This window comes from Fibrobacter sp. HC4, assembly GCF_023373925.1.
In the GTDB taxonomy this organism is placed as follows: Bacteria; Fibrobacterota; Fibrobacteria; order Fibrobacterales; family Fibrobacteraceae; genus Fibrobacter.
Window position 1 is genome coordinate 140,478 of record NZ_JALCZV010000004.1, and the last position, 26,468, is coordinate 166,945.

23 protein-coding genes are annotated in these 26,468 nt (G+C 42.9%); 9 read left to right on the top strand and 14 right to left on the bottom strand.

Features of this window, described 5'->3' with window-relative positions; genetic code table 11:
- Positions 1-12 precede the first annotated feature (12 nt).
- A complete protein-coding gene (locus MMG03_RS03995; RefSeq protein WP_249505665.1) occupies positions 13-1,188 on the top strand; it encodes an AAA family ATPase in 1,176 nt (391 codons plus the stop codon).
- Between the two features lie 227 nt (positions 1,189-1,415).
- On the opposite strand, the gene MMG03_RS04000 is transcribed toward MMG03_RS03995, so the two are convergent.
- The 4 genes from MMG03_RS04000 to MMG03_RS04015 are packed head-to-tail and all read right to left on the bottom strand — an operon-like array spanning position 1,416 to position 5,292.
- The gene (locus tag MMG03_RS04000) at positions 1,416-2,165 is read right to left on the bottom strand and encodes a hypothetical protein (protein WP_249505666.1); all 750 of its coding nucleotides are present in this window, start codon (positions 2,163-2,165) and stop codon (positions 1,416-1,418) included.
- A complete protein-coding gene (locus MMG03_RS04005; protein WP_249505667.1) occupies positions 2,158-2,619 on the bottom strand; it encodes a Mov34/MPN/PAD-1 family protein in 462 nt (153 codons plus the stop codon). The genes MMG03_RS04000 and MMG03_RS04005 overlap by 8 nt, the downstream gene beginning before the upstream one ends.
- Positions 2,604-4,169, bottom strand: coding sequence for a ThiF family adenylyltransferase (locus MMG03_RS04010; protein WP_249505668.1), 1,566 nt, complete (start codon positions 4,167-4,169; stop codon positions 2,604-2,606). The genes MMG03_RS04005 and MMG03_RS04010 overlap by 16 nt, the downstream gene beginning before the upstream one ends.
- A gap of 1 nt (position 4,170) precedes the next feature.
- The gene (locus MMG03_RS04015; RefSeq protein ID WP_249505669.1) at positions 4,171-5,292 is read right to left on the bottom strand and encodes a CBASS cGAMP synthase; all 1,122 of its coding nucleotides are present in this window, start codon (positions 5,290-5,292) and stop codon (positions 4,171-4,173) included.
- A gap of 313 nt (positions 5,293-5,605) precedes the next feature.
- Between MMG03_RS04015 and MMG03_RS04020 the strand changes: the two genes are divergently transcribed.
- A complete protein-coding gene (locus tag MMG03_RS04020; RefSeq protein ID WP_249505670.1) occupies positions 5,606-6,922 on the top strand; it encodes an ATP/GTP-binding protein in 1,317 nt (438 codons plus the stop codon).
- 14 nt (positions 6,923-6,936) lie between these two features.
- Positions 6,937-7,497, top strand: coding sequence for a hypothetical protein (locus tag MMG03_RS04025; protein ID WP_249505671.1), 561 nt, complete (start codon positions 6,937-6,939; stop codon positions 7,495-7,497).
- Here MMG03_RS04025 and MMG03_RS04030 read toward each other — a convergent pair.
- The 7 genes from MMG03_RS04030 to MMG03_RS04060 form a co-directional block, all read right to left on the bottom strand.
- Entirely contained in the window at positions 7,494-8,087 is a 594-nt protein-coding gene (locus MMG03_RS04030) for a hypothetical protein (RefSeq protein WP_249505672.1), read from the bottom strand. The two genes, MMG03_RS04025 and MMG03_RS04030, sit on opposite strands and share 4 nt — an antisense overlap.
- Positions 8,088-8,100: 13 nt before the next feature.
- A complete protein-coding gene (locus MMG03_RS16050) occupies positions 8,101-9,207 on the bottom strand; it encodes a diadenylate cyclase (RefSeq protein ID WP_249505673.1) in 1,107 nt (368 codons plus the stop codon).
- Positions 9,176-9,481, bottom strand: a complete 306-nt coding sequence (locus MMG03_RS04040) for a hypothetical protein (protein WP_249505674.1) — start codon at positions 9,479-9,481, stop codon at positions 9,176-9,178. Before MMG03_RS04040 ends, MMG03_RS16050 begins: the two co-directional genes overlap by 32 nt.
- 11 nt (positions 9,482-9,492) lie before the next feature.
- Positions 9,493-10,725 carry a restriction endonuclease subunit S gene (locus MMG03_RS04045; RefSeq protein ID WP_249505675.1) on the bottom strand — a complete coding sequence of 411 codons (1,233 nt, stop codon included), beginning with the start codon at positions 10,723-10,725 and terminating at the stop codon, positions 9,493-9,495.
- A gap of 209 nt (positions 10,726-10,934) precedes the next feature.
- Positions 10,935-11,474, bottom strand: coding sequence for an Abi family protein (locus tag MMG03_RS04050; RefSeq protein ID WP_249505676.1), 540 nt, complete (start codon positions 11,472-11,474; stop codon positions 10,935-10,937).
- Between the two features lie 123 nt (positions 11,475-11,597).
- Positions 11,598-13,274 carry a class I SAM-dependent DNA methyltransferase gene (locus MMG03_RS04055; protein WP_249505677.1) on the bottom strand — a complete coding sequence of 559 codons (1,677 nt, stop codon included), beginning with the start codon at positions 13,272-13,274 and terminating at the stop codon, positions 11,598-11,600.
- The gene (locus MMG03_RS04060) at positions 13,275-16,475 is read right to left on the bottom strand and encodes a type I restriction endonuclease subunit R (protein WP_249505678.1); all 3,201 of its coding nucleotides are present in this window, start codon (positions 16,473-16,475) and stop codon (positions 13,275-13,277) included.
- Positions 16,476-16,668: 193 nt separating this feature from the next.
- Here MMG03_RS04060 and MMG03_RS04065 point away from each other — a divergent pair, with 193 nt between their 5' ends.
- Positions 16,669-16,830 (top strand): hypothetical protein, encoded by a 162-nt coding sequence (locus MMG03_RS04065; protein ID WP_158535444.1) that lies wholly within the window; start codon positions 16,669-16,671, stop codon positions 16,828-16,830.
- A gap of 167 nt (positions 16,831-16,997) precedes the next feature.
- Here MMG03_RS04065 and MMG03_RS04070 read toward each other — a convergent pair whose 3' ends face one another.
- Entirely contained in the window at positions 16,998-17,780 is a 783-nt protein-coding gene (locus MMG03_RS04070; protein ID WP_249505679.1) for a Fic family protein, read from the bottom strand.
- Positions 17,781-17,977: 197 nt separating this feature from the next.
- Here MMG03_RS04070 and MMG03_RS04075 point away from each other — a divergent pair, with 197 nt between their 5' ends.
- From MMG03_RS04075 to MMG03_RS04090, 4 genes are all read left to right on the top strand, one after another.
- The gene (locus MMG03_RS04075) at positions 17,978-18,133 is read left to right on the top strand and encodes a hypothetical protein (protein ID WP_170932343.1); all 156 of its coding nucleotides are present in this window, start codon (positions 17,978-17,980) and stop codon (positions 18,131-18,133) included.
- Positions 18,134-18,292: 159 nt separating this feature from the next.
- Positions 18,293-19,138: a TIGR02147 family protein gene (locus MMG03_RS04080; RefSeq protein ID WP_073236989.1), complete on the top strand. Its 846-nt coding sequence runs from the start codon at positions 18,293-18,295 to the stop codon at positions 19,136-19,138.
- A complete protein-coding gene (locus tag MMG03_RS04085) occupies positions 19,135-20,343 on the top strand; it encodes a LamG domain-containing protein (protein WP_249505680.1) in 1,209 nt (402 codons plus the stop codon). The genes MMG03_RS04080 and MMG03_RS04085 overlap by 4 nt, the downstream gene beginning before the upstream one ends.
- Before the next feature lie 89 nt (positions 20,344-20,432).
- Positions 20,433-22,775 carry a DUF4859 domain-containing protein gene (locus MMG03_RS04090; RefSeq protein ID WP_088665848.1) on the top strand — a complete coding sequence of 781 codons (2,343 nt, stop codon included), beginning with the start codon at positions 20,433-20,435 and terminating at the stop codon, positions 22,773-22,775.
- A 62-nt stretch (positions 22,776-22,837) separates the two neighbouring features.
- Here MMG03_RS04090 and MMG03_RS04095 read toward each other — a convergent pair whose 3' ends face one another.
- Positions 22,838-23,008: a hypothetical protein gene (locus MMG03_RS04095; RefSeq protein WP_158236723.1), complete on the bottom strand. Its 171-nt coding sequence runs from the start codon at positions 23,006-23,008 to the stop codon at positions 22,838-22,840.
- Positions 23,009-23,026: 18 nt separating this feature from the next.
- Positions 23,027-24,667: an acetolactate synthase large subunit gene (locus MMG03_RS04100; RefSeq protein ID WP_073160189.1), complete on the bottom strand. Its 1,641-nt coding sequence runs from the start codon at positions 24,665-24,667 to the stop codon at positions 23,027-23,029.
- Positions 24,668-25,169: 502 nt separating this feature from the next.
- Here MMG03_RS04100 and urtA point away from each other — a divergent pair.
- Positions 25,170-26,336 (top strand): urea ABC transporter substrate-binding protein, encoded by a 1,167-nt coding sequence (urtA, locus tag MMG03_RS04105; protein WP_346348701.1) that lies wholly within the window; start codon positions 25,170-25,172, stop codon positions 26,334-26,336.
- The last annotated feature ends 132 nt before the right edge of the window (positions 26,337-26,468 follow it).

The window sequence follows — 26,468 nt, forward strand, 5'->3', positions numbered from 1 at the left end:
TAGGTCAAGTCCATGAAAAAGAAGAATGTCATCAATCTGATTCGATATTATGCCGAAAAAAACGACCCCGCATTCCGCGAGGAGGCATACGAAATTGCCCGGGATTTTGACGCAAACGGCGATTTCCAGCTTTCGGAATACATCATGGCTCTCATGTCCAGCGCAAACGCCTTTGTGCCGCAAATGCACGAAAATCAGATGACATTTTTCCGCAAAATGACATCCTCGCGCGATTCGCTGCCGCTCCCCACGCCAATAGAAAAAGACATCCTTGGAATCATCAACGCTATCCAGCGAAACATGGGAATCAACAAGTTCCTATTCCAAGGCGCACCTGGAACAGGCAAGACCGAATCCGTACGGCAAATTGCCCGTATTTTGGAACGCGACCTGTTCTGCGTAGATTTCGACACCATCATCGACAGCAAACTCGGGCAAACGCAAAAAAACATCGCAGCATTATTTGATGAACTGAATCGCTTTGCGCACCCCGAAAAAATCCTTGTTTTGTTCGACGAAATTGACGCCATTGCCCTTGACAGAACCAGTTCCCATGACCTCCGCGAAATGGGTCGCGCCACGTCGGCAATCCTCAAGGGTTTTGACAACCTCAACGAAAAGATTACCATTATCGCCACGACGAACCTTTTTAAGCATTTTGACAAGGCGCTTTCCCGCCGTTTCGATTCCATTGTTGATTTCAATAGATACACTCAGGATGATTTGCAAGAAATTGCAGAATCTATTCTGAACAATTTCCTCGATGATTTCAAAATTGTTAGACGGAACCCTCGTCTCTTCCAAAAAATCATTAACCTGAACAAAAAACTGCCCTGCCCCGCTGATTTAAGAAAAATCATCAAAGCCGACATAACATTCAGCGACACAAACATCGAATGTGACTATCTCAAAAACATTTACAAATCATTCGTCGGCAAAGTTCCAGACAACTTGCAACTATTGCAAACGCAGGGTTTTACCGTTCGCGAAATAGAAATACTCTCCGGCATATCTAAAAGCCATGTATCGCGAATCCTGAATGGCGAGGGGCAAATAAAAACCGCACCTAAGGAACATCAGAAATGCCGTTCTTTGGGTGCTACCAATTTGCTATTTCATAAACCTAAAAAGAAAATCAACCTTGCAGAAGTGTACCGCAAGGCTGAAGAAGATATCGTGTGGGAGTAAATAGTTGCTCTAAACAATCTTAAACCATTCCTGCTTACCATCTTTCTTGATTTCGATAATCTTCTTTTCTTTGAGTTTAGCGAGGAACTTTCCCTGGCTCCTATTGAACTGAAGAAGTTCATCTTCTTTAAAACGAATTCGACATGTTCGTCGGCATTCGTCTTACTCGATTGAAACAAACTCGCAAGTAATTTTAAGGAATATGGAAAACTGGGAAAAGGTAAGTGTCAATCTTTTTTCTGCACTGGAGACACTAAATTTAATATGTTAATAATGTAAGATCTTACTTCCCGCTTTTCTTCTTCAGTAAGCACTGTAACTTCTATGGAAGAGATTGCTTTCTCACCAATCTTACAATTATAGCGATCCGTTCTTTTAAGCAATACAAAAAGTTCCTTCTTTAAGTCATTAGTATATTCGGCTATAACATTTTTTGTTATAGTCGGCTGCATTTGTTCTACAATTTTTTCTACGGAATCATTTTTGTTAACGTCTGTAGATTTAATCCCTTCAAAATATTCCGATAGCAGATCCAAGAGGCTCTTTAGATTGTTTTTTCCTCTTAAATAGAAAGCATCTATCGGCAAAACAGTCGCTAATTTTTCCAACATAGATGAATAACTTTCATTCATTTCTTCTAGTTTTTCAAAAGATTGCTTTTGAGATATCGGCACAATCACTTTTTTTAGTTGGGGTTTGTATAGAGCCTTAACATTTTCAATAGATTTCTCATCCATTGTAGGAATAAGTTTTTTCATTTCCTTGAAATAGAAATCTAAATAGGCATCAAACATTTTCTCGCTATTTAATCGACTCACTTGAAAATACAATTCTAGTAGATAATGGATAGTTTCGTTTATAATTTGTCTTTCTACCCTTTTCTGTTCTAAATGATGCAACAGAAATTTTGATCCGACTCCAATCAAAACTCCTAAAAAACCAGTCAATGCTGGTATTATAATTTTCACATCAAACATGTTCTTTAAAAATTCCTTCTAAATACATCGTTTCGGCCCCAATAATTATAAATAGAAGCGGCGCTCCTAACTCACCTCTTATTTTTGTCCATTCTTTACGATCGATTTTTGATGGACTTGGATTCTTTTCTGGATGAGAATGCCATTCTCCTAAATAGCCGATTCGTCCTTTTGAGTCGCTGTTTATAGAGCTCCATGCTTCCAAGTGTTTTTCATCCTGGCGCAAGAACGCATAACGCGCTCTTTCATCTTTAACGCAAGCAGATGTAATAGATTCTACATACAGAGAATTTTCCTCAATAATACCTAAAATAATCCCTCCATTTTCGTCAGACATCATTGTATTCTTTTGCGCTATTTCAAAATCATCAAGCGCTTTCTTCGAAAAGAATATTTGATGTAAGTCTCCCCTTTCACTAAGATACTGTAACCGCGGACTTAAGATACTTTGCATGAAGGACAACCCATATTTTTAGAAATTTCTCGGCATTGCATACCGCCCCACACATTGTCTTCACAGCATTGCCACCAAAAAACAGATTCCTGACCTTCTTCCTTTTGCAACGACTTGTAAAGCGCAGTCATCATTAAATTCGCTGCAGATATCGATGCCGTTATCGGGAAGGGAATGTAAACTGAATTGCACGAATCTACGATATATTCATTATCGGACAACTTCGGAAGTATTTTTTCTTTTGCGAAATCATCTACGCACTTCAAACAAGCCTTTTGTGAATCCTTTATAACGGATGCGCAAACGGCACGACTTCGACCATAAATATAGCCACAAACATACAAAGGCATCTTTTGCATTTTACATAAACGACGTCCCAAGTAATTAGAGAAGGTTTCGTTTCCCGTCGTATCTAAAATAATATCATAAGGCAGCTCACAATTTTCATTAAACTCATCTTCAAAATTCCTCGTTTTTGCTATAATTTTTAAATTGCGAGAAGACTCATTTAATCCTCGACATTGGCTGAGCATAGCATCCTTCATTTCAGATGCTTTATTTTTTCCAACAGAAGACAATCCAAGATAATGACGAGAGAAATTTTCCTCACCATATTTATCGGAATCAATAATAGTCAATGGTTGGTTAAACCCGACTCCAGATTTAATTAGCATCAATAGCAAGTTACTACCCAGAGTTCCACATCCAATAAGCAAAATTTTTTTGTGTTGCAAGAAATTTTCTTTTTTGGTCATTGTATTTCGCGAAAACATATTAGACTTTACGTGATAAAAAGGCAAACAAGTAATACAATCGTCATTCCCCTCTGACGGGGTTACAAGTAAGCCTAATAAGTTTCCCTTCCATTCAAAAATCAAACTGAATTGTTCTTTGTTATAACATCCACGAAGAACGATTTTCAAAAATCGACTATAAGCTCTCTTTCCAAGACATTTTTTACCAAAAGAGAGTAAATCCTTTTTTGTCGGAAAAGGATACTCAAAAGCTGAAAAATCCACATCCCGATAAAGATGATATAGTTCTCCGAAAACCTGAAGTTGATTGGAATTTCCCTGTTTTGAAAATTCAACCCTAACATTTTGGGGGCCAATCTGTTTTATTGTGAAACGTCCCTCTTCCTTTCCATCTATCCAATACGCAAGCATCTCTCTAGTAAACTCTTTTGCGTATTCCTCTCGAGACCTATCTAATGTTGTTTTTATAGCTTCACAAATCAGCAATACTGTGCGTTTGGGATTATAGGCATCAAAAACATACTCTCCTCGCTGTATGTAGCATAAATCGCCTTGATCGCAACCATCTTGATTAACATGTGGAACTTTTCGATAAAGCCCCTTCATTTTTTCATCATTGAATTTTACAGAAGGAAAATCAGGGTATTTCTCATCCTTGAATATAAGCGTCAGATTGACTCTGCCGAACCTTTTTGTATCAACAAATCCGTCAAAATCAAGAGGAGAACCCTCCCCATTTGCATAAAATCCACAAATAGAGAGAGCGTCAACTAACCCTTCCCAAATCTGATTCATTTTAGCCAGCCCTTGTTGTGCGAGGCGGCTGTCTAAAATTCGGGGTGTAACTTTCCTTCACTTCAGGGAAGCGATCGCCAAGGTGAGCACTCCTAATAACAGACGCGACTTCTGATAATGATTGAGAAGACTTCATCTGAAGTGCACAACGAAATCCCCTCGCATAATTTCTCAGTTTATCAAACTTCGTCCTTGCACACTTAATCGTGTCCTCAGAATCTGCAGGGTTTTCAACGAAAACATCCCCATTGTCATCCAACAACAAGTCCAGACCTTCTATTCCTGTTAGAATATTCATTAACTCTATTTCAATATTATCGGAGAATGGCAGCCCTCCTTTGATTTTTTCAGCCAAACTCATCAAGAAAATAGAAGAGGGTCCTTTACCATCTTCCCACCGGAAATCTCGCCATCCTTTCAGAATACGATAGATCGCTCTATCGTCCTTGTTCTTTTGCTCAAAATACACATTAAGTAAGCGAGGATCATTTCTATCTGACCAGGTATAGTTTCCGTTACCGTCATTAGTCGCAAGCATGACGGAATCTGTAGGTAAATCTTCCCACTCCAAATCTTTTGCTTCAGAATTAGACGAGTCGCTATGAGAAGAAAACATACCTATGCTTTCATTAGCAGCTCGTTGATCGCGAATGTATTTAAGTTCGTCATCTGGCACGGAATACAGGGGGATGTCGAAATGAATATCACTGTCAATAATAAGACGGCAACATTTCTTGTGTTCCTCGTATTCCCAACTATTCTGTTTCGCAAGAGGTGTCAGAATATCACCAACCATCTTAAAGAAGTGCTCTGACGCATCCTGAGGTTCCTTACGCCCGTCATATTCGTGGTAGGAAAGAGGTAAATAACACCCATAATCGTAATCAACCTGTTGTTGAGGAGGAAAACAAGGAGTATTCTGCGTTTTATATCGAGCTGATCCTTGAGTCATAAAATGAGGTATTCGCCTATGACCTTCCGCTTCCGTTTTTTTACTAATTCCTTGCGTTAGAGCAGTCTTCACTGCGATACGCACATTCTCTAGTTTATCCTTAACATTCTGGGATACAGCAATGTTAACTAGGTATTCATTAAAGCAGTCATTAAGAGTTTTGCTTGCCATGTTATTGCTCCCCCGTCTCTAAGGTTATGTTGCATGCGGGTTTGTTTGACGGGAGCCCGAACTGCAAGAAGGGTGTTCAAAATAGAGCCCTCCAATTTTGTTTAGACGAAAGCAAATACCATGCCAAAAACAAAAACTTATGTAAAATTAGCGCAAAACGTTTGAATCGAAAGAAATTCGTGACGAACCTGTTTCAATCTGAAACAAGAAGTGCTTAATTATGAGATATTTTCACAAAAATAGCCAATATACAGCTTTCATTTAATAACATTGTTGCTATTTTTACGAAAAAATCGTAAAAACAGGGTGCTTTATGTTACTTTCCTTCACTGTTGAAAATTTCAGATCCATAAAAAATTCATTAACATTCTCCATGACACCCACCTCGTATAAGGAACTTGAAGACTCCGGAAACATCCGAGAAATAGCAAACGGCGTGAAAATCACTACGGTCGCTGCAATTTACGGAGCTAATTCTAGCGGCAAAAGCAACGTCATCCGCGCAATGGGAGCCATGCGCCGCATCATCTTAACGTCCATTAAGCTTAACGCATCTGAAGACCTTCCCACAGACCCATTTATTTTAGACGACAACTCTTCAACGAAGTCTACAACTTTTGACGTCAAATTCTTTTCAAACCAACGAACTTATAGATATGGTTTTACATACAACTCCAAGGAAATAATAAAAGAATGGCTATATGAAACAGCAAAAGTCAAAGAGCGCATTTTATTCCTTCGAGATGAAGGTAGTATAACTATTGGAAAAAAATTTGAAGAAGGTGAAGGGAAAATAGAACTCACTGTTAAAAACAGACTATTTTTGTCTCTCGTTGCTCAGTTGAACGGAAGAATATCAAAACAAATTATCGAATGGTTTCAACACTTCAACAACATATCTGGCCTTGACAACGAAAACTTCCGAGAATTTTCAATAGACCAATTACTAAAAAAAGACACAGAATCAAAAGTCGCAATGAGCTTTCTAAAACAAATGGATTTGGGATTTTCAGATTTAAAACCCATTGAGCAAAATCTTGATGAATCCTTTTTTCCACCAGATATGCCTATAAAATTAAAAGAAAGTATATTAAAGCAACACGCCAATGAAAAAGTACTCTTCCTAGAGTCAAAGCATAAGATTCATCGCAACGATGGAACGACCATCGAAAAATTCTTTCAGTTTGACGATATGGAATCTGACGGGACGCTCAAAATATTTGATTTATCCGGCCCATTAATCAACACATTGTTACATGGCTACACCCTTGTTGTTGATGAACTCGATGCAAAGCTTCATCCATTACTTACGCGAAGAATTGTTAAAATATTTAATTCAACAAAAGGAAACCCAAACAACGCTCAACTAATTTTTGCAGCACACGACACAAACCTTCTTGACATCAATTTGTTAAGACGAGATCAAATATGGCTTACTAAAAAAAATAAAGATGATGAAACAACAAGCCTAGAGCAACTCAGCGAAATATTGGTTTATGATAAAGAAAAAGGCGAAGAGAAAAAAGTTAGAAATGATCGCATTTTCGAAAAAGATTATTTAAATGGTGATTACAAAGCCATCCCAGACATAACCGAAGACTTCGATTTAACAAAGGCAATGCAAGAATAAACCAGGAGACCTTTATGCATGAATACACGATTAAAAGACCTTTAAAGGAACGTATCATTTTTTTTATAGCGATTGTTGCAATAACAATTGCACCCATTATTGACCAAATATTTCCCGTAGTTGCTGGTGGAATATTTGTTCTGTTGTGGCTACTATTTTCGAAATTTTTATGGAATAAATCCTTTCTCAAATGGATTTCACAAACCCCTGATCTAAACGGCACCTGGAATTGCGATGGCGAGGGAAAAAAGCAAAACGACCCATCAGTGACAAACCCATGGAACGCAACAATTACCATAGAACAAAATTTTTCCGAAATTTCAATTTACATGAAAACAAAAAACAATTCGTCACAATCAGTGAGCTACGGAGCCTCTATAGAATTCATCAATAAAGAGACGTGTACTTTGTCGTATCCTTATAAAAACACGCCTATAAAAGCAGATGCAGATATGTACGAACACGATGGTTTTTGTCAATTAACATTCAATTTAGAGAATAAAACAGCAACAGGTTATTATTATACGAACAACAGCCGGAAATCCTATGGATTTATGAATTTGTCTCGAAATTAGCCTTTCGTCAACAACATCGATCCAAAAGAACCACGATCCCTATCAGTGAAATAATCCGCTTTAGCGGTTCCATGTTCTATATCAAAAAACATTCTACACGATCCATAATGCTTATGCATATCTTGATCAGAATCTGATCGCGGTTCATTCCTATAAAAATATGACAAAACAAGCTCCTTGTCATCAATCTTTTCAAGTTGAGCTTGTGTACTATAAGAAACAGATTTTTCCGTTTCTAATTTAATTAGTATTTCATCATATGTCTGAGAAATCGTTACTGCGCCGTTCCAATTTTTTTTATAATTTGGTTCTCCATAACGAAAACCCGTACCTTCACACAACCATTTTCCAGACAAATTATCTAATTTCAAGAATTTCATAATATGTTTATTTTTCCAAATTATTTTTGAAAAACAAAACCATAGACCCACAAATATTATCCATGACGAAACGGCAAAAAAACATCCAAATGTTTTATTTATCGTATCAAAAAACAATGTGTTTATAATTGCAGAAAGTGACGTAGCAGCAATAGTCAAGAAAAAAACAATCCTTTTAGTTAATCCATTTTTTATTACGTATTCATGCATATTAACGCTCCTTTTAAAGAAGATCCACCATGCCATCATCAGAAACGACAATGGTCATAACCTTCTTTCCTTGTGATTTTAAATATTCAGTAAATCTAACAGAACTATTATACCGAGACCCCCTACTTGAATCACCACCACTTGCAGGAACCATTCCATCAAAAATTAAACCTATTGCATAACAAATTCCACTTTCATCCACCATAACAGCACCATCAATTGAAGACAATTTCGTAATTGAGTTTTCATTGATTGAAAAAGGGTCGACCAAAATTGCTTGTGTTTTTAATCGATCCGATTGTTCTTTGGCCGCGTTACTAATCAATAATATGCCACCTTTATTTTGATTTATCAAAGCATAAACGGAAACATAAAGATCTTTGAATTTTCCTTTTGATTCTTCCCCAAATACATCTTTGTATTTCTGTTCAATCCACTCCTGATCTATCTTTTGACATGGTATTGAAGGAATTCCGTTCTTTATATTTAAAAGTATTTCAGAATCCGACATTCTATACAAGTTCCAAAAGCCGAGGCCTTCAAAACGAACAACATATACTTCATTATCGGTCGTTATTTCGCGTTCATTTAACGTTCCAATTCCATAAAAGAATCCATCAAATAACAAATAAAAGGTATCATTCGTAAGTTCCAACACCTTCCGTAACAATCGAAGCGTATTGAACGATATTTTTTCTTTGAATTTATAAGCGATATCAATATTGTTACTATTGGGTGGGGCAAGCAACACACGCCCCAACAATTCCTTCTTTTCGTATTTTTCTAAAGACACCTGAGATATATTTTCAAAAAAATGTAGCGCGTTTGCAACGCCTCCATGCATATTAGCATCTCGAACGCACGTCATAGCAATAAAAGAAATAAAATCTCGCCCTATCGCCCGACTAATTTCATTTGGAGATATTTTCTCCCCAAAATCTTTACCACTCTCGCTTGTCAAATTTTTTATTAAATGCTCTATATTTTTATAGCTAAATTCAATAATTGACTCACAAAAAAGGGACTTCAAAACGAGTGAAACATTCAGTTCATTTTCACATACATTCATTGAAATCTTTTTTACAGAGTTATATTTTTTTTCTATCAAAAAAAAGAACACAACAAACAACGAGATTTGATTCTATATTTAATTGAAATTCCTTCTTTTCTAATTCCGAACTTTCATAAGCACCAAAATATTCAATTTCGCCATTACCGTTCAACGCAAAATCCTTTTCATACGATGATGCAGCTGTGCAAAGAACACCCCCGCCACCAACAGCATATCGACCATATTTGAAAAGTTCTGGCATTAAATTCTTATATACACAAGAAAAATAATAATCAAGTTTTCCAAACAACGGCATAAACTTCAGCATTAGATTTTCGCTCATATTTATTTCCTTTAAAAGTGCATCTCGTTTTTCGCTTCTACTTGGCCGTTCATTAGGAGCGGGAGGAGTTTGTCGCGGAGAGCGGTGAGACGATTAGATTCCTCACCGAGTTTCATTTGTCTATCAAAAATGGGTTTTGCCATTTTTTCAAATTGCTCTATCACATTCTTGTCGGGAATTACAACTGGTAATGCATAGAGTTCATCTTTTGTGATAGAACCAAATGTTGTTCCAACTGTATTCTTATTTTCAAAGGTCTTTTTGAAAACATCAATTAGAAAATAAAGATGTGAAAGCGATCCTAATTTGGAATTCAAAGCAGATAAGCCGCGGCCAATGCAGCAATCTGTATTAGCAATATTGACAGCACCAACGGGAGCGCGAACACTCATCAAAATATCGCCTTTCTTTGCAAATCTTGTCGGTGCGGTTGTGTATTGGCGAACCGTCGGGAAACGCATTCCAAAATCAGTACTTCCCTGATAAAAAATCATCCCTTCGCCATCTTCATTATAGGAAGCACCATCTGGCGATTGCCCCATAGTAATATTGGCAACATCACTCAATACGCCGTTATTCCATCCCTTTGGTATTTCGCGGTTGAGGGTGGGGTTGTGGGTCATGGGGCCGCCGGAGGTTTTGTAGGGGCGGCCGTTTTCGTCGGGGAAGTCGAATTGTACGAACCAGTAGTCGTATAGGCGTTTTGCCATGGCTTCGAGTTTCTGGTTCATCTTTTTGTTCAGGGCGATTTTGTCGTCAAGTGCAGAGAGGACTGCTGCGATTTTCTTTTGTTCTGCAATTTGAGGGAAACTAAATTGAATTTTATCCAGCTTATCTAGCGAAAGATTGTCTTGAGTTGATCCTTGCGACATCTTTTGTATATTGATTTGAAGCAAATCAAAGCAATATTTCACAAATCGAACATCCGACTTTTCTTCATCGGGAATAAAGCCCAAAATGCTATCAGGAAAGCAAGCAGGCATACCCAAAATGGCTGTATCAGCAATATTAGCAGCAATCGTAATGCAGAGCGTGTCCTCAGGCCATAGCTTACTTTGAGCCAACCCCTTTTCGTTATAGGTTTGTGAATAATCAGTTAAATAGAGGCCAGAATGTTTCACATCTCCCGTTTGAACAAAGGGATACGCACCTCCATACAGAGACTCGTCATTTCGTGGACGATGCTTGGATTTACCTCTAGCAACAGTTCCAACCTCACCTAATGTTTTGTATTCCCAACTCATTTTTATAAACCTAGATTCTTCATTACACTTCGTTCCGCTCAGAATGACTCTGCCTCGCACCATTTCGTCGCTTTATCGCCGTTTTCAAAATTTATCGCCATTTTATCGCCTTTTAAACTATCATTTATACTATCGTTTATTCTATCACTTAAACTATCAACTTTCTTGACCCTATAAAAATTGACTCTAAGCAGGGCTCCGATTTTCTTTTACGCAAATAAATCTTGTTCTCCCCAATTTTCAGGGAATCCAAGCGACGGCAGTTGTTCCGGGCGGACCATCTTCATCACTTGCTTTAGTTTTCCTCTAAAATCATAATTCGGGGCACACACATCCAGCAATGTTGTAATAATGCAAATGGAGAAATAGATTCTATCCTGACTTGGAATCGAATCCACCCATTTGGCAGGCTTGTTTGTGGGAATCATGGGGCGCACAATAAAGCTCCTTGTAAAAAGCCTAGAGTAATGGGCGCAAATGTTCCTAACCAGGTTTAAATGCTGGAACCAGCTTACTAGAACTTTCGTTGAGGCCTTATTGAAACCGAAATACTTCGCAACTTCTGTTTTGGCATTGAGATTAGATTTCAGGTTAGAGAAGGTCTTGGAAAGTATTCCACGAGAACGGCTCCAATGTTTTCGGACTTCTACGAGTTCATCCTTAGAAACATCTTTAAGCCCTCGGCTAATCAGTAATTGGGCCTGCTGATCCAAAGTCTGGGGAGGTTTACTATAGATTCTGGGAGACATCAAATTCCCCCTAAATAAAAAAAGAACCTCGCTGGGTGCGCATTGTGAAGAGGCGTGCAAGGTTTTCTTGCACATAATATACAATTACACAAATCAAATGTCAAGCCCTCCCTCGTTTCCATTTTACTTTCCCCCGAATTTCAGGCTGGCCAGCTGCTTGTTGATTTCGTCTTCTAGCTTGTGGCTTTCTTCGAACATTTTCTGGAGTTCGGCGGTGTCGGCTGCCATCTGGTCGTTGAATTCCTCTTCGGAAATATCCACATAGTCAATCTTGATGTCGAAATACTGGCCTGCGCTTAGGCTGTAGCCCTTTTCCTTGACTTCGCTGTAGCTGACTACCACACTAAAGTCTTCTACGGCTTCGGCGTTGCGGAAGGTCTTAACAATCTTTTCGATTTCGTCATCTTCCAGGCGGACTTTCTTAAGGCCGTTGGCATCCTTGTATTCCTGGCCAAGTTTGCTAGCGTCAACGAGGGTAATCTTGTCGTTATCGGACTTTTGCTCAGAACCATCTTCATTCTTTTTCGGTTTATCGAAGAACAACACGCTGACGTTGGTGCCGGTGTTGGCGAACACATTGCTAGGCATGCTTACCACGCCAGAAACAATATGTTCATCTACAATCTTTTCAAGGATCTTGTGCTCGATGCCAGACTTTGCTGTAATGAAACCTGTGGGGATAACGATGGCGCCCTTTCCGTTTTCCTTGATGCTATTTACCACATGCTGGATAAAGCAGGTGTAAATGGCCATGGAGTCCTTTTTCTTGTTAGGGACTTTTGGCACGCCGGCCCAGAAACGGGTACCCCACTTACTTTCGATGTTGTCGCGGGTATCGCTAAAGTCCATCTTGAAAGGTGGGTTACTAACTACATAGTCGAACTGTTTCAGGCTCTTGCCATCGTCGCTCTTGTGGTAAGGTTCCAAAAGAGTGTCGCCCTGCACCGCATGATCCAAGCTAGAGACAAGGCCGTTCAGGAGCAGGTTCAGTTTCAGCATCTTGTTGGAACGCTGGGAAATATCCTGGGCAAAGATAGTGCAGCGTTCCTCCCCTATCTGGTGGCTCAAAGCCATGAGCAGGGTGCCGGTACCAGCGCTGGGGTCATAACATTCAATATTGTGCAAATCGGCGTTGTCGCCCACCAGCAAGCGAGCCATGATCTTTGCGATGGCCTTGGGCGTGTAGTATTCGGCGTACTTGCCGCCGCCTGCGGTGTTGTAATCCTTGAGCAAGTATTCAAAGACATCAGAGAAAAAGTCGTAATGTTCTGCAAAGGCTTCTTCAAAGCTGAAGTTCGCCAACTTATCGACAAGGGCTCGGGCAAAGTCTGCGCGTCTTGCGTCATCGGTTACAAAGATGGTCAACTTTTCGAAAATGGGAATCTTTGTTTCCTGGGCAGTCTTGGTGTAGAATACATCCAGGTTGTCCCTTGCAATGGAAACCATGGTCTCGTCAAAGATGGCGTCAAAGTCACCTTTGGCCTGCTTATTCCACAAGTTGGCAATCAGGTAGTCCGGCTTGAATACGGGAACTTCGGGCGGCAAGAACAGGCTGATGTTTTCGCGCTGTTCATCGGTCAACTTTGCGAATTCCTCTTCCCACTTGTCGGATTTCTTTAGAGCCTCCAGGCAGGGATCATCAATTTTCTTCAGTTCGTAGCCAAACTTATCTGCCATAAACTTATACAAGAAAATCTGGGTAATAATCTTGTATTCGTTACCGTCGTTACCCATGCCGAAAGACTGGCAGATGGACTTGAGGGTATCAATCAACGCAATGGTTTTTTCTTTGATGTTCATTTAGCTACCGTAGTAATTATTATACTGGTCAATATACTGTTTGGCGACTCGCTGCTGGATAAACTGATAGTCCGGCATTTGAGGTTTCAGCTGCGGGAATTTCTTAAGACCCAAGGCGATTTCCTGCATCACAGTCTTGCCGAAATAGGTATCCTGTTTTAGAATATCGTTGCGGTCATAGACCTTGGAATCTATGGTTCCCTTGATCGTTAAAAGAGCCTGCACAATATCTTCGTCAAACTTGGAGATAATCGGATCTTTGTGGTGAACTTCGCGAGCCTTGTTCTCTTCGCGGATGCGCTTATGGACATAGGCGAACTTGGTGTCGCCATTGTACTTCTTGAGCAAGGCTTCATTTGCCTTGCGCAACTTTTCCAGGCGTTCCAGAATATCGTTCATGGCCTGGTTCTGTTCGTTGTAAACTGCCAAGTTTGCGGGCGTAAAGCCGTGCTTGTCGAAAATTGCCTTAAAGGCCTGTTCCAATTCAATGTATTCCGGATCTTCGTGGTCAAAGTTATCTACAAAACCACGCACGGCGCGTTTGTACTTTTCGCGAAGTTCCGTACCGCCGTCAACGATTTTCAGTTCTTCGGTACAGATACAGCTGAAATTGAATTCGATATTCAGCATGGCTTCGTTCACGGCAGCCTGTGTAGCATCGCTATTGGCCCAGGCTTCCTTCTGGTTGATCATGGCGATACGGCGGTTCACTTCAGAAAGCATCAAGGGCAACTTTTCGATGTTGAGCTTTTCAAAGTCTTTCTTAAGTTCGTCATCGCCAAAGGTTCGAACCAGGTTCATGGCATCCTTCGCCAGTTCCATGGCCTTGCGCAACTGAATAAGAACCTTCTTGTCTTCTTGACTGGAAATTTCGGTAGAGAAGGCCTCGGCATTATCCATGCTGTAGCTGAATAGAGCCTGACGGGTTTCCTTCATCTGGTTGATGAGGGCGTCCTTATCTTCCATCACCTGGCGGTACATATCCGGCAAGTTTTCGTCGGGGTCGGAATTGTCTTCGGGATCGTTATTATAACGATTCAGTTCCTGCAGGTAGGCCGCATTGGTTTCATCAAAATTCTGCTTGATGTCGGCAAAGTCTATCAGGAAGCCGCGTTTCATGCTCTTGTAAGGGCGATTCACGCGGGTGATTGCCTGCAGCAAGTTGTGGTCCTTGATTTTACGGCCAAAATAGAGACGTTTTAGGCGCGGGGCATCAAAACCCGTCAGCAACATATTGAAAACAATCAGAATATCTATGGTATAATTCTTCTTGAAATCGTCAATAATCTTGCGTCGGGTTTCCTTATCATCGCTATCAAAAAGAATCAGTCCTGCCTTCAGGTTGATTTTCTGGATTCGATCCTGGTTCAGTTCATCTTGAATTTCATAGAAGAACTTATAAAGATTGCGGGCCTGTTCCGAAGATTCGCAAATAATCATGCCCCCAAGGTCATTGTCCCCTTGAATAGCACGGAACTTCACAAGGTCATCAATAATGTAGCGCAGGAGCGACTTGACATATGTCGGGTGTTCAATAATCTGGTTCTTTTGAACGGAGCCCTTTTCCACTAACTTCTTTACGCTTTCAAAAGCTTCATCCAGTTTTTTGCGATAGCTGGTCTCAATATCTTCGCGAATGATTTTGAGTGTATAGCCATCCTGAATGGAGCGGTCGTAGTAGTAGGTATGGAAATAGTCGCCAAAGACTTTGCAACTGGCCTTTTCGCTACCAATAAGCGGAGTGCCCGTCAAGGCAATCTTGATGGCGTTACTATCGGCATTGAAAAGGTTCGCCAAGAAGCATCCATTGGGCTTGTAGCCACGATGGGCTTCATCCATGATGAATACGCGCTGTAAATTGGTTGCATAATTCGGAAGATCAACCTTTTCTGTATCTTCCTTGAATTTCTGAATGTTCACCACGGTGATTTCATCGGCACCAGAGTTCCCCTGCAGAGCCTGGGTCGTTCGGAACTGAGCCATAAGCTCCTCGCGGGAATTTGCCGTAGAAACCTTTAAACCACGGGCAGAAAGTTCATCGGTGGCCTGTTCCAGCAAATCCAGGCGATCGACAATGAAATAGAATTTCGCCACCTTGTTCTGCTTGGCGTAAAAATCCTTAAGCACCTTGCTCAAGTGGAACGACAGAGCCGTTTTTCCGGAGCCTTGAGTATGCCAGACAACGCCAGAAGTTACGCCTGTCGCCAATTTTTCGCGAATAACCATGGCGGCAAAGAACTGCTGATAACGCATAATGTGCTTTTCGTGACGGCTTTCAATCTGGCCATCCTTATTCTGCTTTTCCTTGTGCAAGTAGGCAATGCCATATTTCAGCAAGAACAGCAAGCGAGCCGGGCTTACCACAGATGTAAGCACACGATTGGTAGGCGTGTTGATTCCAAGGTTATACTTGTATTCTGGATTGTCTTTTAAAACAGGAACATTAAAGTCCATCAGCACCTGTTTTTCAAGTTCAGGGCTAATAGGTGCATAGGGAAAGTTTGCTACAAAGGGTGCAACTTCTTCGCGCTTAGGATTTTCTTCCCTAAAGCAGTTGAAAGGCGCTGATTCCTTGGCCGCCGTGCAATAGAAAACGCCTTCAATAGGAACTACACCACCCTTGGCATCGTACTCCATGTTATTGGAGAAAATCATGAGCTGGGTGATATTGATAAAGCGACGGAACTTCTTGTTCGGGAATCGAATTTCGTTCATTCGCTTACTTTCGGCAACCATACCGCCCGCATTATTCGGCTTCTTTACCTCGATAAAAACGAGAGGCAAGCCGTTAATGAACAGGGTAATATCGGGGCGAAAACTATCTTCCCCATTACGGCAGGTAAATTCTGCCGTGCAATGGTAGGTGTTATTTTCGGGATTGTCGAAATCAATCAGCTTATAGGGAGAACACTTTGTGATTCTCTGGTAAAACTGCTGACCAAGATCATCGTCATCCAATTCCTTGCGAATATCGTCCAAAATATTTTGGGGATTGACTTTTGCCGAAGGATTCAATTTCTGGAATTGAGCCGCAAATATATTCGTGAGGATATTTGTCTCGGAATCGTATTTACGGATATCGGCCGCGGGAAGCACGCCCGGTTCCTGAGAAATTTTGCCTAAATACGAATAGCCAATACGAGTCAAATGTTGAATCGCAGTCAATTGAACGCGTGTTGCTTCCGTAAATTCCTTAGGCATATAAAAATCCTGGCATAATATCGGCAAAATAACAATCTTTGTAAAAACAATATAATTTTTGATTTTGACACTAAAGTGACATTTTTATAATCTACCTTTGAAAACAGCCCTTTAATTCGGGCTGAATCAAATCAAAATATCTGCGTTTCCGTATGACCAACCACATTCGCTTGTACGCAGAAAGGAGTAGAACATGTATCAGACCTCTAATGGCGTTGTCACCGACGCCCAAGCCGCAGAAATAGAAGCCTTGAACAAGGACATCTGGGATAATTTCTGGAAAATCCCTAGGGAAAAGCGGACCATTGCCGATTGGGAAAAGTTGTTAGAAATACAGGTACTGGTGAAGAAATGATATTTACATCAAGCGATATCAAACATTCTAGCTAGTGGATTGTACATGCAGTAATAATTGACTTTTTCTAGAGAAATGGAAAAGCGCTTGCACCACACCAAAGCCTAAAACAACTCATTGTTTGATGAATGAGCGCGGGCAGTCCCGTTCATCATCCCGAAAATGCCCTAATTCTTCATCATGGATTCTGGCAGGAACCCTTGCTGATACAGCGTATAGATCAGGCTCACCATCAGCGGGCTTCCTGCGAATTTCAGGTAGTACTTTCGGGCACCTTCAGATACGGGGGCTATAAGGCCAGCATCCAGCATGGCGCGGATGTTTCTGGACCTCGCAAAAGTATTCGCCCACACGCAAGCCAAGTCTGAAGCCTGGAAGATTGGTTTTTCGAGGGCAACTTGCAGCGCTAAAAGCGTATCCTTGTCGATGATTCCCTTGCGCGACGCATCCCGAAGAACAGGCTCCAGAATATTTTGCCTAACGTAGTTTACATCTGTCAGTTTTTCGGTTTTTTGCAATTCGTCTAGCAGCCCCTGCAGCACAAACTGGCACCACTGTACCTGCGCCTCGTTGTTCTTGGAGTCTGCCACCTTCAACATTTCGTAGTACTTGTTGCGATTGGAGCAGAACACCGCCGTAGGGTTAAACAGCCTAGACTGGCGAACATCAAAAAGCCGCACAATCATGGCGTAGGTCAAGAGCCTTGCCGTTCTTCCGTTGCCGTTACGGAACGGATGAATCCAGACAAACTGATGATGGGCTACGGAAACCTTCAGCAGATCATATTGCTGTTCGCAATCCCTGTTGATGAACTTTACAAGTTCGCGCATCAGCGCCGGAACATCGTCTGCATCGGGAGGCTCATGACTCGAACCCGCAATGGAAATGGAAACGTCGCGGTAGCTGCCTGCGTTGGGGTCGCCTTCGTGAACCAGCCCCTCTACGGCCATTTTTTGCAAAAAGATTAACAAACAATTGCACTAAAACAAGTCTTACAATTGCGAGATTCAATAAATTTTATCAAATTTCGCCAATTTTTTTATTTTCTTCAACAAGTTCATTAAGTTTTTGAATACTCAATTGAAGGTTTAAATGTGTTCCATCACTATTTTCGCCTTTGATGGTTTGGTAAAGGGTACAAAGACTGATGGACGTTTTGTTGTTGATTAAGCCCGAATTCGCAAATAAGATTTTTGACTTTGCAATTCAGGTCGGAAGCGTTAAGCGATTCAAGAAGGCGAAAACATTGCAGGACTACAACATAAAATTTGCGCCGCAATCTTACGTCTATATTGAGAATTAAGATATTGGTGCACCTTTAGGCTCCAGCGAAGAAATCGAAAAGTTTTGGAGCAAAATTCCAGACGATGAGGTTTTCTCTACAGAATTCCACTCTCATAACAAAAATTTTTTCAAAATCAACGCAAATAAGGTATTTTACCATTTGTTATGGGATTGGATTATGGCAGCAAGTAAAGTAGTTGAGCATCTTCTTGAATACGATGATTACCGCAAATTTCTTCAGGATTACTTCGAAGAACAGAAGATTTTAAGTGCGGCATTTTCTCATCGTTTCTTTGCGGCAAAAGCGGGTTTCAAGACATCTTCCTATTGCTTGAATGTCATTCGCGGCAGATTCAAGCTGACCCAAAAATCTGCAGAAAAGATTGCAGCTGCCATTGGCCTCACCGCCCTTCGTGAAGCTTACTTTCTGACCCTTGTGGAATTTAATCAGGCGGAACAAATCAACAAGAGGGACGCCGCCTGGGATCAAATCGTTCAAATCAGGCGACAGGCAGAATTTAAGCACCTGACAAATCGGGAACAGTCCTATTTTTCCAAATGGTACAACCCCATTATTCGCGAACTTGCCGTAAGTTCCGAATGGGAGGGCGATTACAAAGCATTAGCCAAAATGGTGGTGCCGCCTATAACAGCCAGCGAAGCCCGCGACGCCGTAAAGAACCTGACCGAGCTTGGACTCATCCAGAAAATTGGCGACCATTACGAGGAAACCTCCCTGATGGTAGACGCATCCGATGTATCGCCCATTGCGCTGAAGCAAATCCGTCGGGATTATATCCAGCATGCCTTGCGTGCGGTGGAATGCATTCCCCGAGATGAGCAATACGCCGCATTTACAACGCTTGCCATGAGCGAAAGTTCCTTCAACTATGTGGTTGAAGTCATGAGGGACGCCCGAAAGAAAATCATGGCCAAGATTGCCAATGACGAGAACGTTGAACGGGTTTACGAGATGATGTTCATGACATTCCCCATGAGCACAAAGATTTCGGGGGAAAAATGAGAAAATTCTACTCAACATTCGGAATTGCGATTTCCCTATCCGCCTCCATTCTCGTTTGTGCCTGCTCCGATAAAAAGAACGATGTGGCCGGCGGTATAACTGACATTGACCATTCCATGGCCTATACGGGAAAGATCCTGGACGCAAACGGCAAGGGAGTTGCTTCTGCCAGAGTGGTGGCCTATATCGACAATTCCATTTCCGTTGAAGACTCTGTAGAAACAACTTCTGACAGTACTGGAAATTACGAGCTGATTTTTGACCGAAATACCGACGCAGACACCGTTATTCTCTATGCAGAATATAACGCTCTTTGCGCCTTGATAAATGCCGCAGGTCTTGAAAATAACGATCTGCAGATTTCTGAAAGAAAAATGCTGACAGGTCGCATCGACGGCGCAAATGATGGATTCGTCCGAATCAAGGGAACCTCCATCAAGGCTGAAATTTCCGAAGATGGAACGTTCTCCATCAACAACGCGCCTGCAGGAGAAATCCTCTTGCAATATGTGGAGAATAAAGCCCCCGTGGCAGTATTCCCCGTGTCTACCGCAGGAACATCTGACACAATCGCCCTCCCTCCATTGACAGAAAAGTACCTCCCTATGGAAGGGGCCGAAATCGTTTTCGATAACGATTCCACCTTGGCAACAAGCGTCAATTATGTGGATGGAATTTCTGGAAAGGCCATCCTGCTGGAGCCGGGACAGTTTATTGAAATTGACTCCCTGGACCCTACCGACGGTGACTTCACCATTTCCCTCTGGACAAAGTGGGATGGACCCAATGGCAACCACCAGATTCTTGTAGCGCAGCGCAGTTACTGGAGCGACAGCACGTCAAAATTCCAATGGCACTTTGAAAATACTGAAGGCAAATTCTCCGTCATGAAAAGCGCCCCTGTAAGCCCTGAAGAAATCTCCTTTGGGGATTCTTCCATTGTACCTGTGGGTAAATGGACATTCCTGACGCTGGTTTCCAAGGATCATCAGGTTTCCATGTTCGTTAACGGGGAACAAGTTGGCAAAACCAATACATTCGTTCCCAATACCCTAAATCAGGCTGTTCCATTCCGTGTTGGTGGTAACGAAATCAGTACAGAAACCTGGAATGGTCTCATCGATGAAGTGCGTATAGAAAGTGTGGCTCGCAGCAAGGAATGGATTCTTAACACATTTCAAACACACTTTAACACACTGGAATAATCCAAATTATTGCATAAATAATGCAGGCATAATATCTTTAATATGGGAGTGAGCCGCTTTTGCGGTTCCCTAAGTATGGGATTTGGATTATGAAAAAAATAGTACTGGGTGCAATGCTTGTGGCAAGCACCGCCTCTTTCGCCGCAAATGGCGACGCATACACATGGCCGACATATCGTTCGGATTTGGATTACGACACAAAATCCAACCTTGGCGAAATTGCACCGCCTACTGAGTTCAACAACAATTGCTCTGGTGTTACCGGGAAAAAAGCTGGTAAATGGTGGGCAATCTACTGGGGCAAGGATCGTGATTCCAGAATCACCGACGTGACCATCGATAGCATCCTGAAGAAATACGATACGGATTTCACCTATCTTTATGACACCTTGGGATGGGCACCCGACGCTCAAGCACAGGAAGGCAAATACAGCGCTATTTACTATTACGGTTCCGGCACATGCGCTGGCGGCGCAAAGGAAGACACCACCGGCGGCTGGCAAACATACGTGGCGGGCTATACGGCAGTAGCCGCCTCCTTCTACCCTCTTTACAGTTTCAACACAAGCTGCCCCTATCGCGATCGCGTTTCCCAGATGGACGCCATGATTCATGAAGGCATTCACTCCATGACCAACGGCTACCCTGGCGCAAAACAGGCCCACTGGTTCCAGGAAGCAGGCAATACCTGGATTCAGCAGGACATGTTCTCCCATCGCGAAGGCGTTTACAGCGGTATGGGATTTTTGAATGCGGCAACCGTCATTGCGCCCTTCATGCCCATTGAATGCTACTCCGGCTGGCTTGTAGACGGCACCTTCGGAGGTCCCGGCGCACAGGGCGTTACCGGCAAGAATCAGCGTTACCTTCTGGGCGGTTCCCAGTACAGTAACATTTTCCCAACCTTTATGGGAACTTGGCTTGGCACAGGTTCTGTCCGCTGGATTTACGGAAATGCTTACGGCAAAACCACCTACCTACTTGAAACCTACGCATTGGAAAAAGGCCTTGGTCCCGATGCCACTCGCAGGCTCATTACTGAATTCCGCGCAAGGATGGCCTTGCTGGATATGAAGAAATGGTCCAACGAAATCAAGAACCTGCTGAACAACAACTTTGGCGGAACCAGTTACGAAGAGCAGTATTACTGGGATAACGGTCAGTACAGAAACACCTGGAAAATGACTCCCTACCAGACCATGACAGCAAGCGGAGAATATCTCGTTCCCGACGAGGCAACAACTCCGGGTTGGTCCGGCTCCAACGTCATTCCTCTGAAGGTTTCCTCCGGCGCAAAGCAAGTGACCGTATCCTTCTACAATGTTGGCGACAAATCCAACAACACCAACATGAATTATCTGCTTTGCTACCGCGCCACCGATGGAACCCCCGTCTATAGCGAACCCATTACTGGCGAAGGTGCAGTGACACTCCGCTTGGATAAGACCCCCTCTTCTACCAACGGCACGCAAATGGTTTTCGCAGTTGTTGTCAACACGGATTACCAATACACGGGCAATGAAAACATCCGCACCAACCATTACAATTACAAGATCAAACTTGAAGAAGGCTTGAGTGGCGCAGGTGACGCCAACACGAAATACTACAACAATTTCGTACTGGACTACGAGTGGCCTGAAATCGGTGAAAACACCTTTAGCAGTTCAAGCGAAGCAGTGTCAGGCAGTTCCTCTAGCAGTTCCTCCAACATCATCGCAGCAGACACTGTTGAATTCGAAATTTCAGCAACCGTCCAGATTAGCGAAGATTACGGAACTACAAGCGTTGAATTTGATTCTCAGAAGCTGGCAACCGCATTGGGAATTTCCGCAAATGAACTTGCAAGCGCCACATTCTTCGCCATCGATGGAAACACATTCAACACCACTTCGACCGCAAAGGCTCCAGGACACTGGTTTGACAAAAACGGACTTGTCACTGAATGGGGCGAAAACGCATACGTCTTTGCCGAATGGAATTTAACTGACGGGAAAATCGCCATTGGGCATTACCCCAATAGAGTTTCTGCAGGGGAAACCTACAAGTTTGCCCAAGGTTTTAAAACCGGAAACAAGATCGTCATCTATAGATTTACCATAAAAATCGCAAACGATTCCGAACCCGGAGAGCCTTCAGAAGGAACGACCTCCATCGCCTTCAAGAATCAAGGTCCCGCAAAGTACACATCATTAAAGAATCATCACGGAGTTCTTGAGATTCATTACACCATCAACAGACAAGACAACGTGAAGATTAGCCTTTACTCTGCCTATGGCAAACTTCTATATCAAAATATTTCTGGAGTTAAACCTGCCGGACAATACCGAGAAAAAGTTGACCTCGTTAAATCGGGTTTACCGCAAGGAACCTACATCGTGAAAGTGTCCACAGGCTCCTACCGCGAAATTCAATCCATCAACATGATTCAGTAAAGAAAAGGCCCGCGAGAAAAAAACCGCGGGTCTTTTTGTCATTGGAGCGTGGTTATGAAGTTTTATTCAGCCTGCTTCTGCCGCTTACTTTCTGCCTTACAGCCATTTTTCAGATGGCGGTACACAGCAGGGTGACCCGAAATGCTGTGAATAGAAAGCAGGTTAGAGGATTCAGAAACTGCCACGCCGGAAGTTTCCGTTTGTGCGGTAAAGAGAGAATTGATGTAACCCATGATATTCCTCGTTGTAGCTTACACTTTTAAATTTTTTAGATGTTCCGTCAGTTCCATGTTGGCGGCATAATCCACCGGGCATTCGATAATGCTGGGCACGTCCTGTTCAAAGGCTTCACGAAGGGTGGGGATAAGATCCTCCGTCCGTTCAATGCGATAGCCCTTCAGGTGCATGGATTCTGCATACTTCACGAAATCCGGATTGGTAAAGCTGATGGCGTAGCTGTCGCCATAACGTTCTTCCTGCTTCCACTTGATCAAACCATAATTGCCATCAGTAAACACAAGGGTCACAAACGGAATATGTTCGCGGTAAGCCGTTTCCAATTCCTGACTGTTCATCATGAAGCCGCCGTCACCTGTAACCGCAAGCACCTTCTTTTCGGGATTCAGGAGCTTTGCAGCAATGGCTCCCGGCACCGCAATTCCCATAGTGGCAAAGCCGTTGGAAATAATGCAAGTGTTGGGATGGTAGCAATGGTACTGTCGAGCAATCCACATCTTATGAGCGCCCACATCCGAAAGAAGAATATCCTCTTCACCCATGACCAGGCGAATGTCATGCAGCACTTTCTGAGGTTTGGGCGGGAAGCTTTTATCCAAGTCATAACGGGCATGATCCGCAGCCATTTTCTCACGAATGTACAAGGCCCATTCCGGATCCTTTGTGCTGGGGCAAAGACAGCGAAGCGCTTCCAGAGAAGCAGAAATATTTCCAATAACTTCTACTTCGGGCTGATAGAATTTATTGATGTGGTTGGGCGTTTCATCAATATGGATAATTCGCTTATCGCCCTTAGTGTTCCATTTGGCGGGAGCATATTCCACAACATCGTAGCCAATGGCAATCACCAAGTCAGACTGTTCCAGAATATAGTTCTGGTAATCCTTCTGAGGAATACCGATACACCACATGGAATATGTATTGTCGCAAGGGATAACCCCCTTAGCCATCATGGTGCTCACCACCGGAATCTTCGCAGCCGAAGCAAAAGCCGTCAATGCATCAGATGCGTTATTTCGCACTGCAGAATGCCCCGCCAAAATTACGGGACGCTTGGCGCTTGCAATGGCAGCAGCGGCCGCCTTGATTGCAGTGTCGCTGGCGTACTCGATATTTTCACGATGGTGTTTCAGCGGAGTCTGAGCCACTTCTCCCGCCACTTCCATAGCAGCAATATTGCAAGGCAAGTCAATGTGGCAGGCACCCGGCTTTTCCATCTCGGCGTACTTAAATGCAATGCGGACAATTTCATTCACCGTATCCGGACGAACCACCTGTTTACTGCGCTTGGTAATAGGCGTAAACATGTTCACCAAATCCAAATACTGGTGACTCGTCAAATGCATACGTTCCGTACCCACCTGACCCGTAATGGCAATGAGCGGAGCACCATCGGAATTGGCATCGGCCACACCGGTCACCAAGTTGGTAGCCCCCGGTCCCAGAGTCGAAAGACAAACGCCAGCCTTCCCCGTAAGGCGACCATAAACATCCGCCATAAAGGCCGCACCCTGTTCGTGACGAACCGTAATAAAACGAATGGAAGAATTCTTGATGGCCTCCATCAATTCCAAGGTTTCTTCACCGGGAATTCCAAAAATGTACTTGACGCCCTCACTTTCCAAGGACTTGATCAAAACTTCTGCGGTATTCATAGGATAGTAGTCAGTGATTAGTGGTTAGTGATTAGGAACGCGGGAGATGTACTCCTATTGCATTCCAAACCACCTCCATAGTTTTCTGTTGGGACATTCGCAAAAAGCGTGCCATAGCGGATAAAAAACGTCAAATTTATTCGAATCGGCCGTCTTTTACAAGAAATGAAATAAAAATGTAAATCCTAGGGCTTCTTAAACGAAGAAACCATATTTGTCCAGCAACTTTTACAAACAATTTCTGTAACATATTCAAAAAATGTATCTACGAAATTGTTATACGAAAATTATCTAAAACTACACTCTAGATTCTTTCCTTCGCAATGTTTTAAAAACCTTTAATTCACTGGGTTAGAATGGCAAACCAGTCCTGTAATTAAAACTTTGGCACGGCTTTTGCACTTGATAGGGCGAAACCAACAAGGAGAATCCTATGAATATCGCTCGTAAGTTTTTATCCACTATTGCAGCAGGCGCTGTTGTTCTTGGCGCTTTTGGCCTTATGGGCTGCAATGAGGAAAAGGCTGCAGAATCCGCAACCGTAAAGGTGGGCTTGCTTCACTCTCTGACCGGCCCTATGGCCATCAGCGAAAAGTCCGTCCGCGATGCCGAAGTTTTGGCCATCGAACAAATCAACAAGGCCGGCGGCGTTCTCGGAAAGCAGATTGTTTTTGTTGAAGAAGATGGCGCTTCCGAACCTTCTACTTTTGCAACCAAGGCAGAAAAGTTGATCGACATCGAAAAGGTTGCCACCGTTTTCGGCTGCTGGACCTCGTCTTCTCGCAAGGCTGTAAAGCCCATTTTTGAAGAATACAAGTCCCTGCTCTGGTATCCGGTACAGTACGAAGGTATGGAAATGTCTCCGAACATTGTCTACACCGGTGCCGCTCCTAACCAGCAGATCGTTCCGGCTATTGAATACTTGATTTCCAAGGGCTACAAGAAGTTGTTCCTGCTGGGTTCCGACTATGTGTTCCCCCGCACCGCCAACATGATCATCAACGCACAGGCTAAGGCTGCAGGCATTTCTGTAGTCGGCGAAGAATACGCAGACATGGATCAGACGGACTTCGCCGCAATCATCGCAAAGATCGAAGCCGCAAAGCCTGATGTTATCGTGAACACCTTGAACGGTACCGGCAACGTTTCCTTCTTCAAGCAGATGTCCGAAAAGAACTACTCCAGCAAGGAATACATGACCATGTCCTTCTCCATTGCTGAAGAAGAAGTGGCAACCATCGGCCCCGCCATCTTGAAGGGTCATCTGGTTTCCTGGAACTACTACCAGACCACCTCCACTCCTGAAAACACTGCATTCGTTGCTGCTTACAAGGAAAAGTTCGGTGCAAACCGCGTAACCTCCGACCCGGCAGAAGCTGCTTATGACGCAGTTTATCTGTGGGCAGAAGCTGTGAAGGCAGCAAAGAGCTTTGAAGTGGATGCAGTTCTTGCAGCAATCAAGTCCGGTTCCATTTCTTACAAGGCTCCGGAAGGCGTTGTGGCTATCGACGGCAAGAGCCAGCACCTTGCAAAGCCTGTCCGCGTGGGTGAAGTTTCCGAAGATGGTCTCATCAAGGAAGTTTACGCCACCGCAGCTCCTGTTGCACCGGATCCTTACCTGACCACCTATGATTGGGCAGTTAAGGCAGGCCTCCAGCCGCTGAACTAAAATATACCCATCCTCATAAAGACCGCAGGCCTTTCGCTTGCATTCTATAAAGGGAAGCGGGTCTCTGGGCCCGCCACCTTTTATTTCAACACTTTTCCCTACAAATCAAAATCAAACGCAACCGGACCGAGG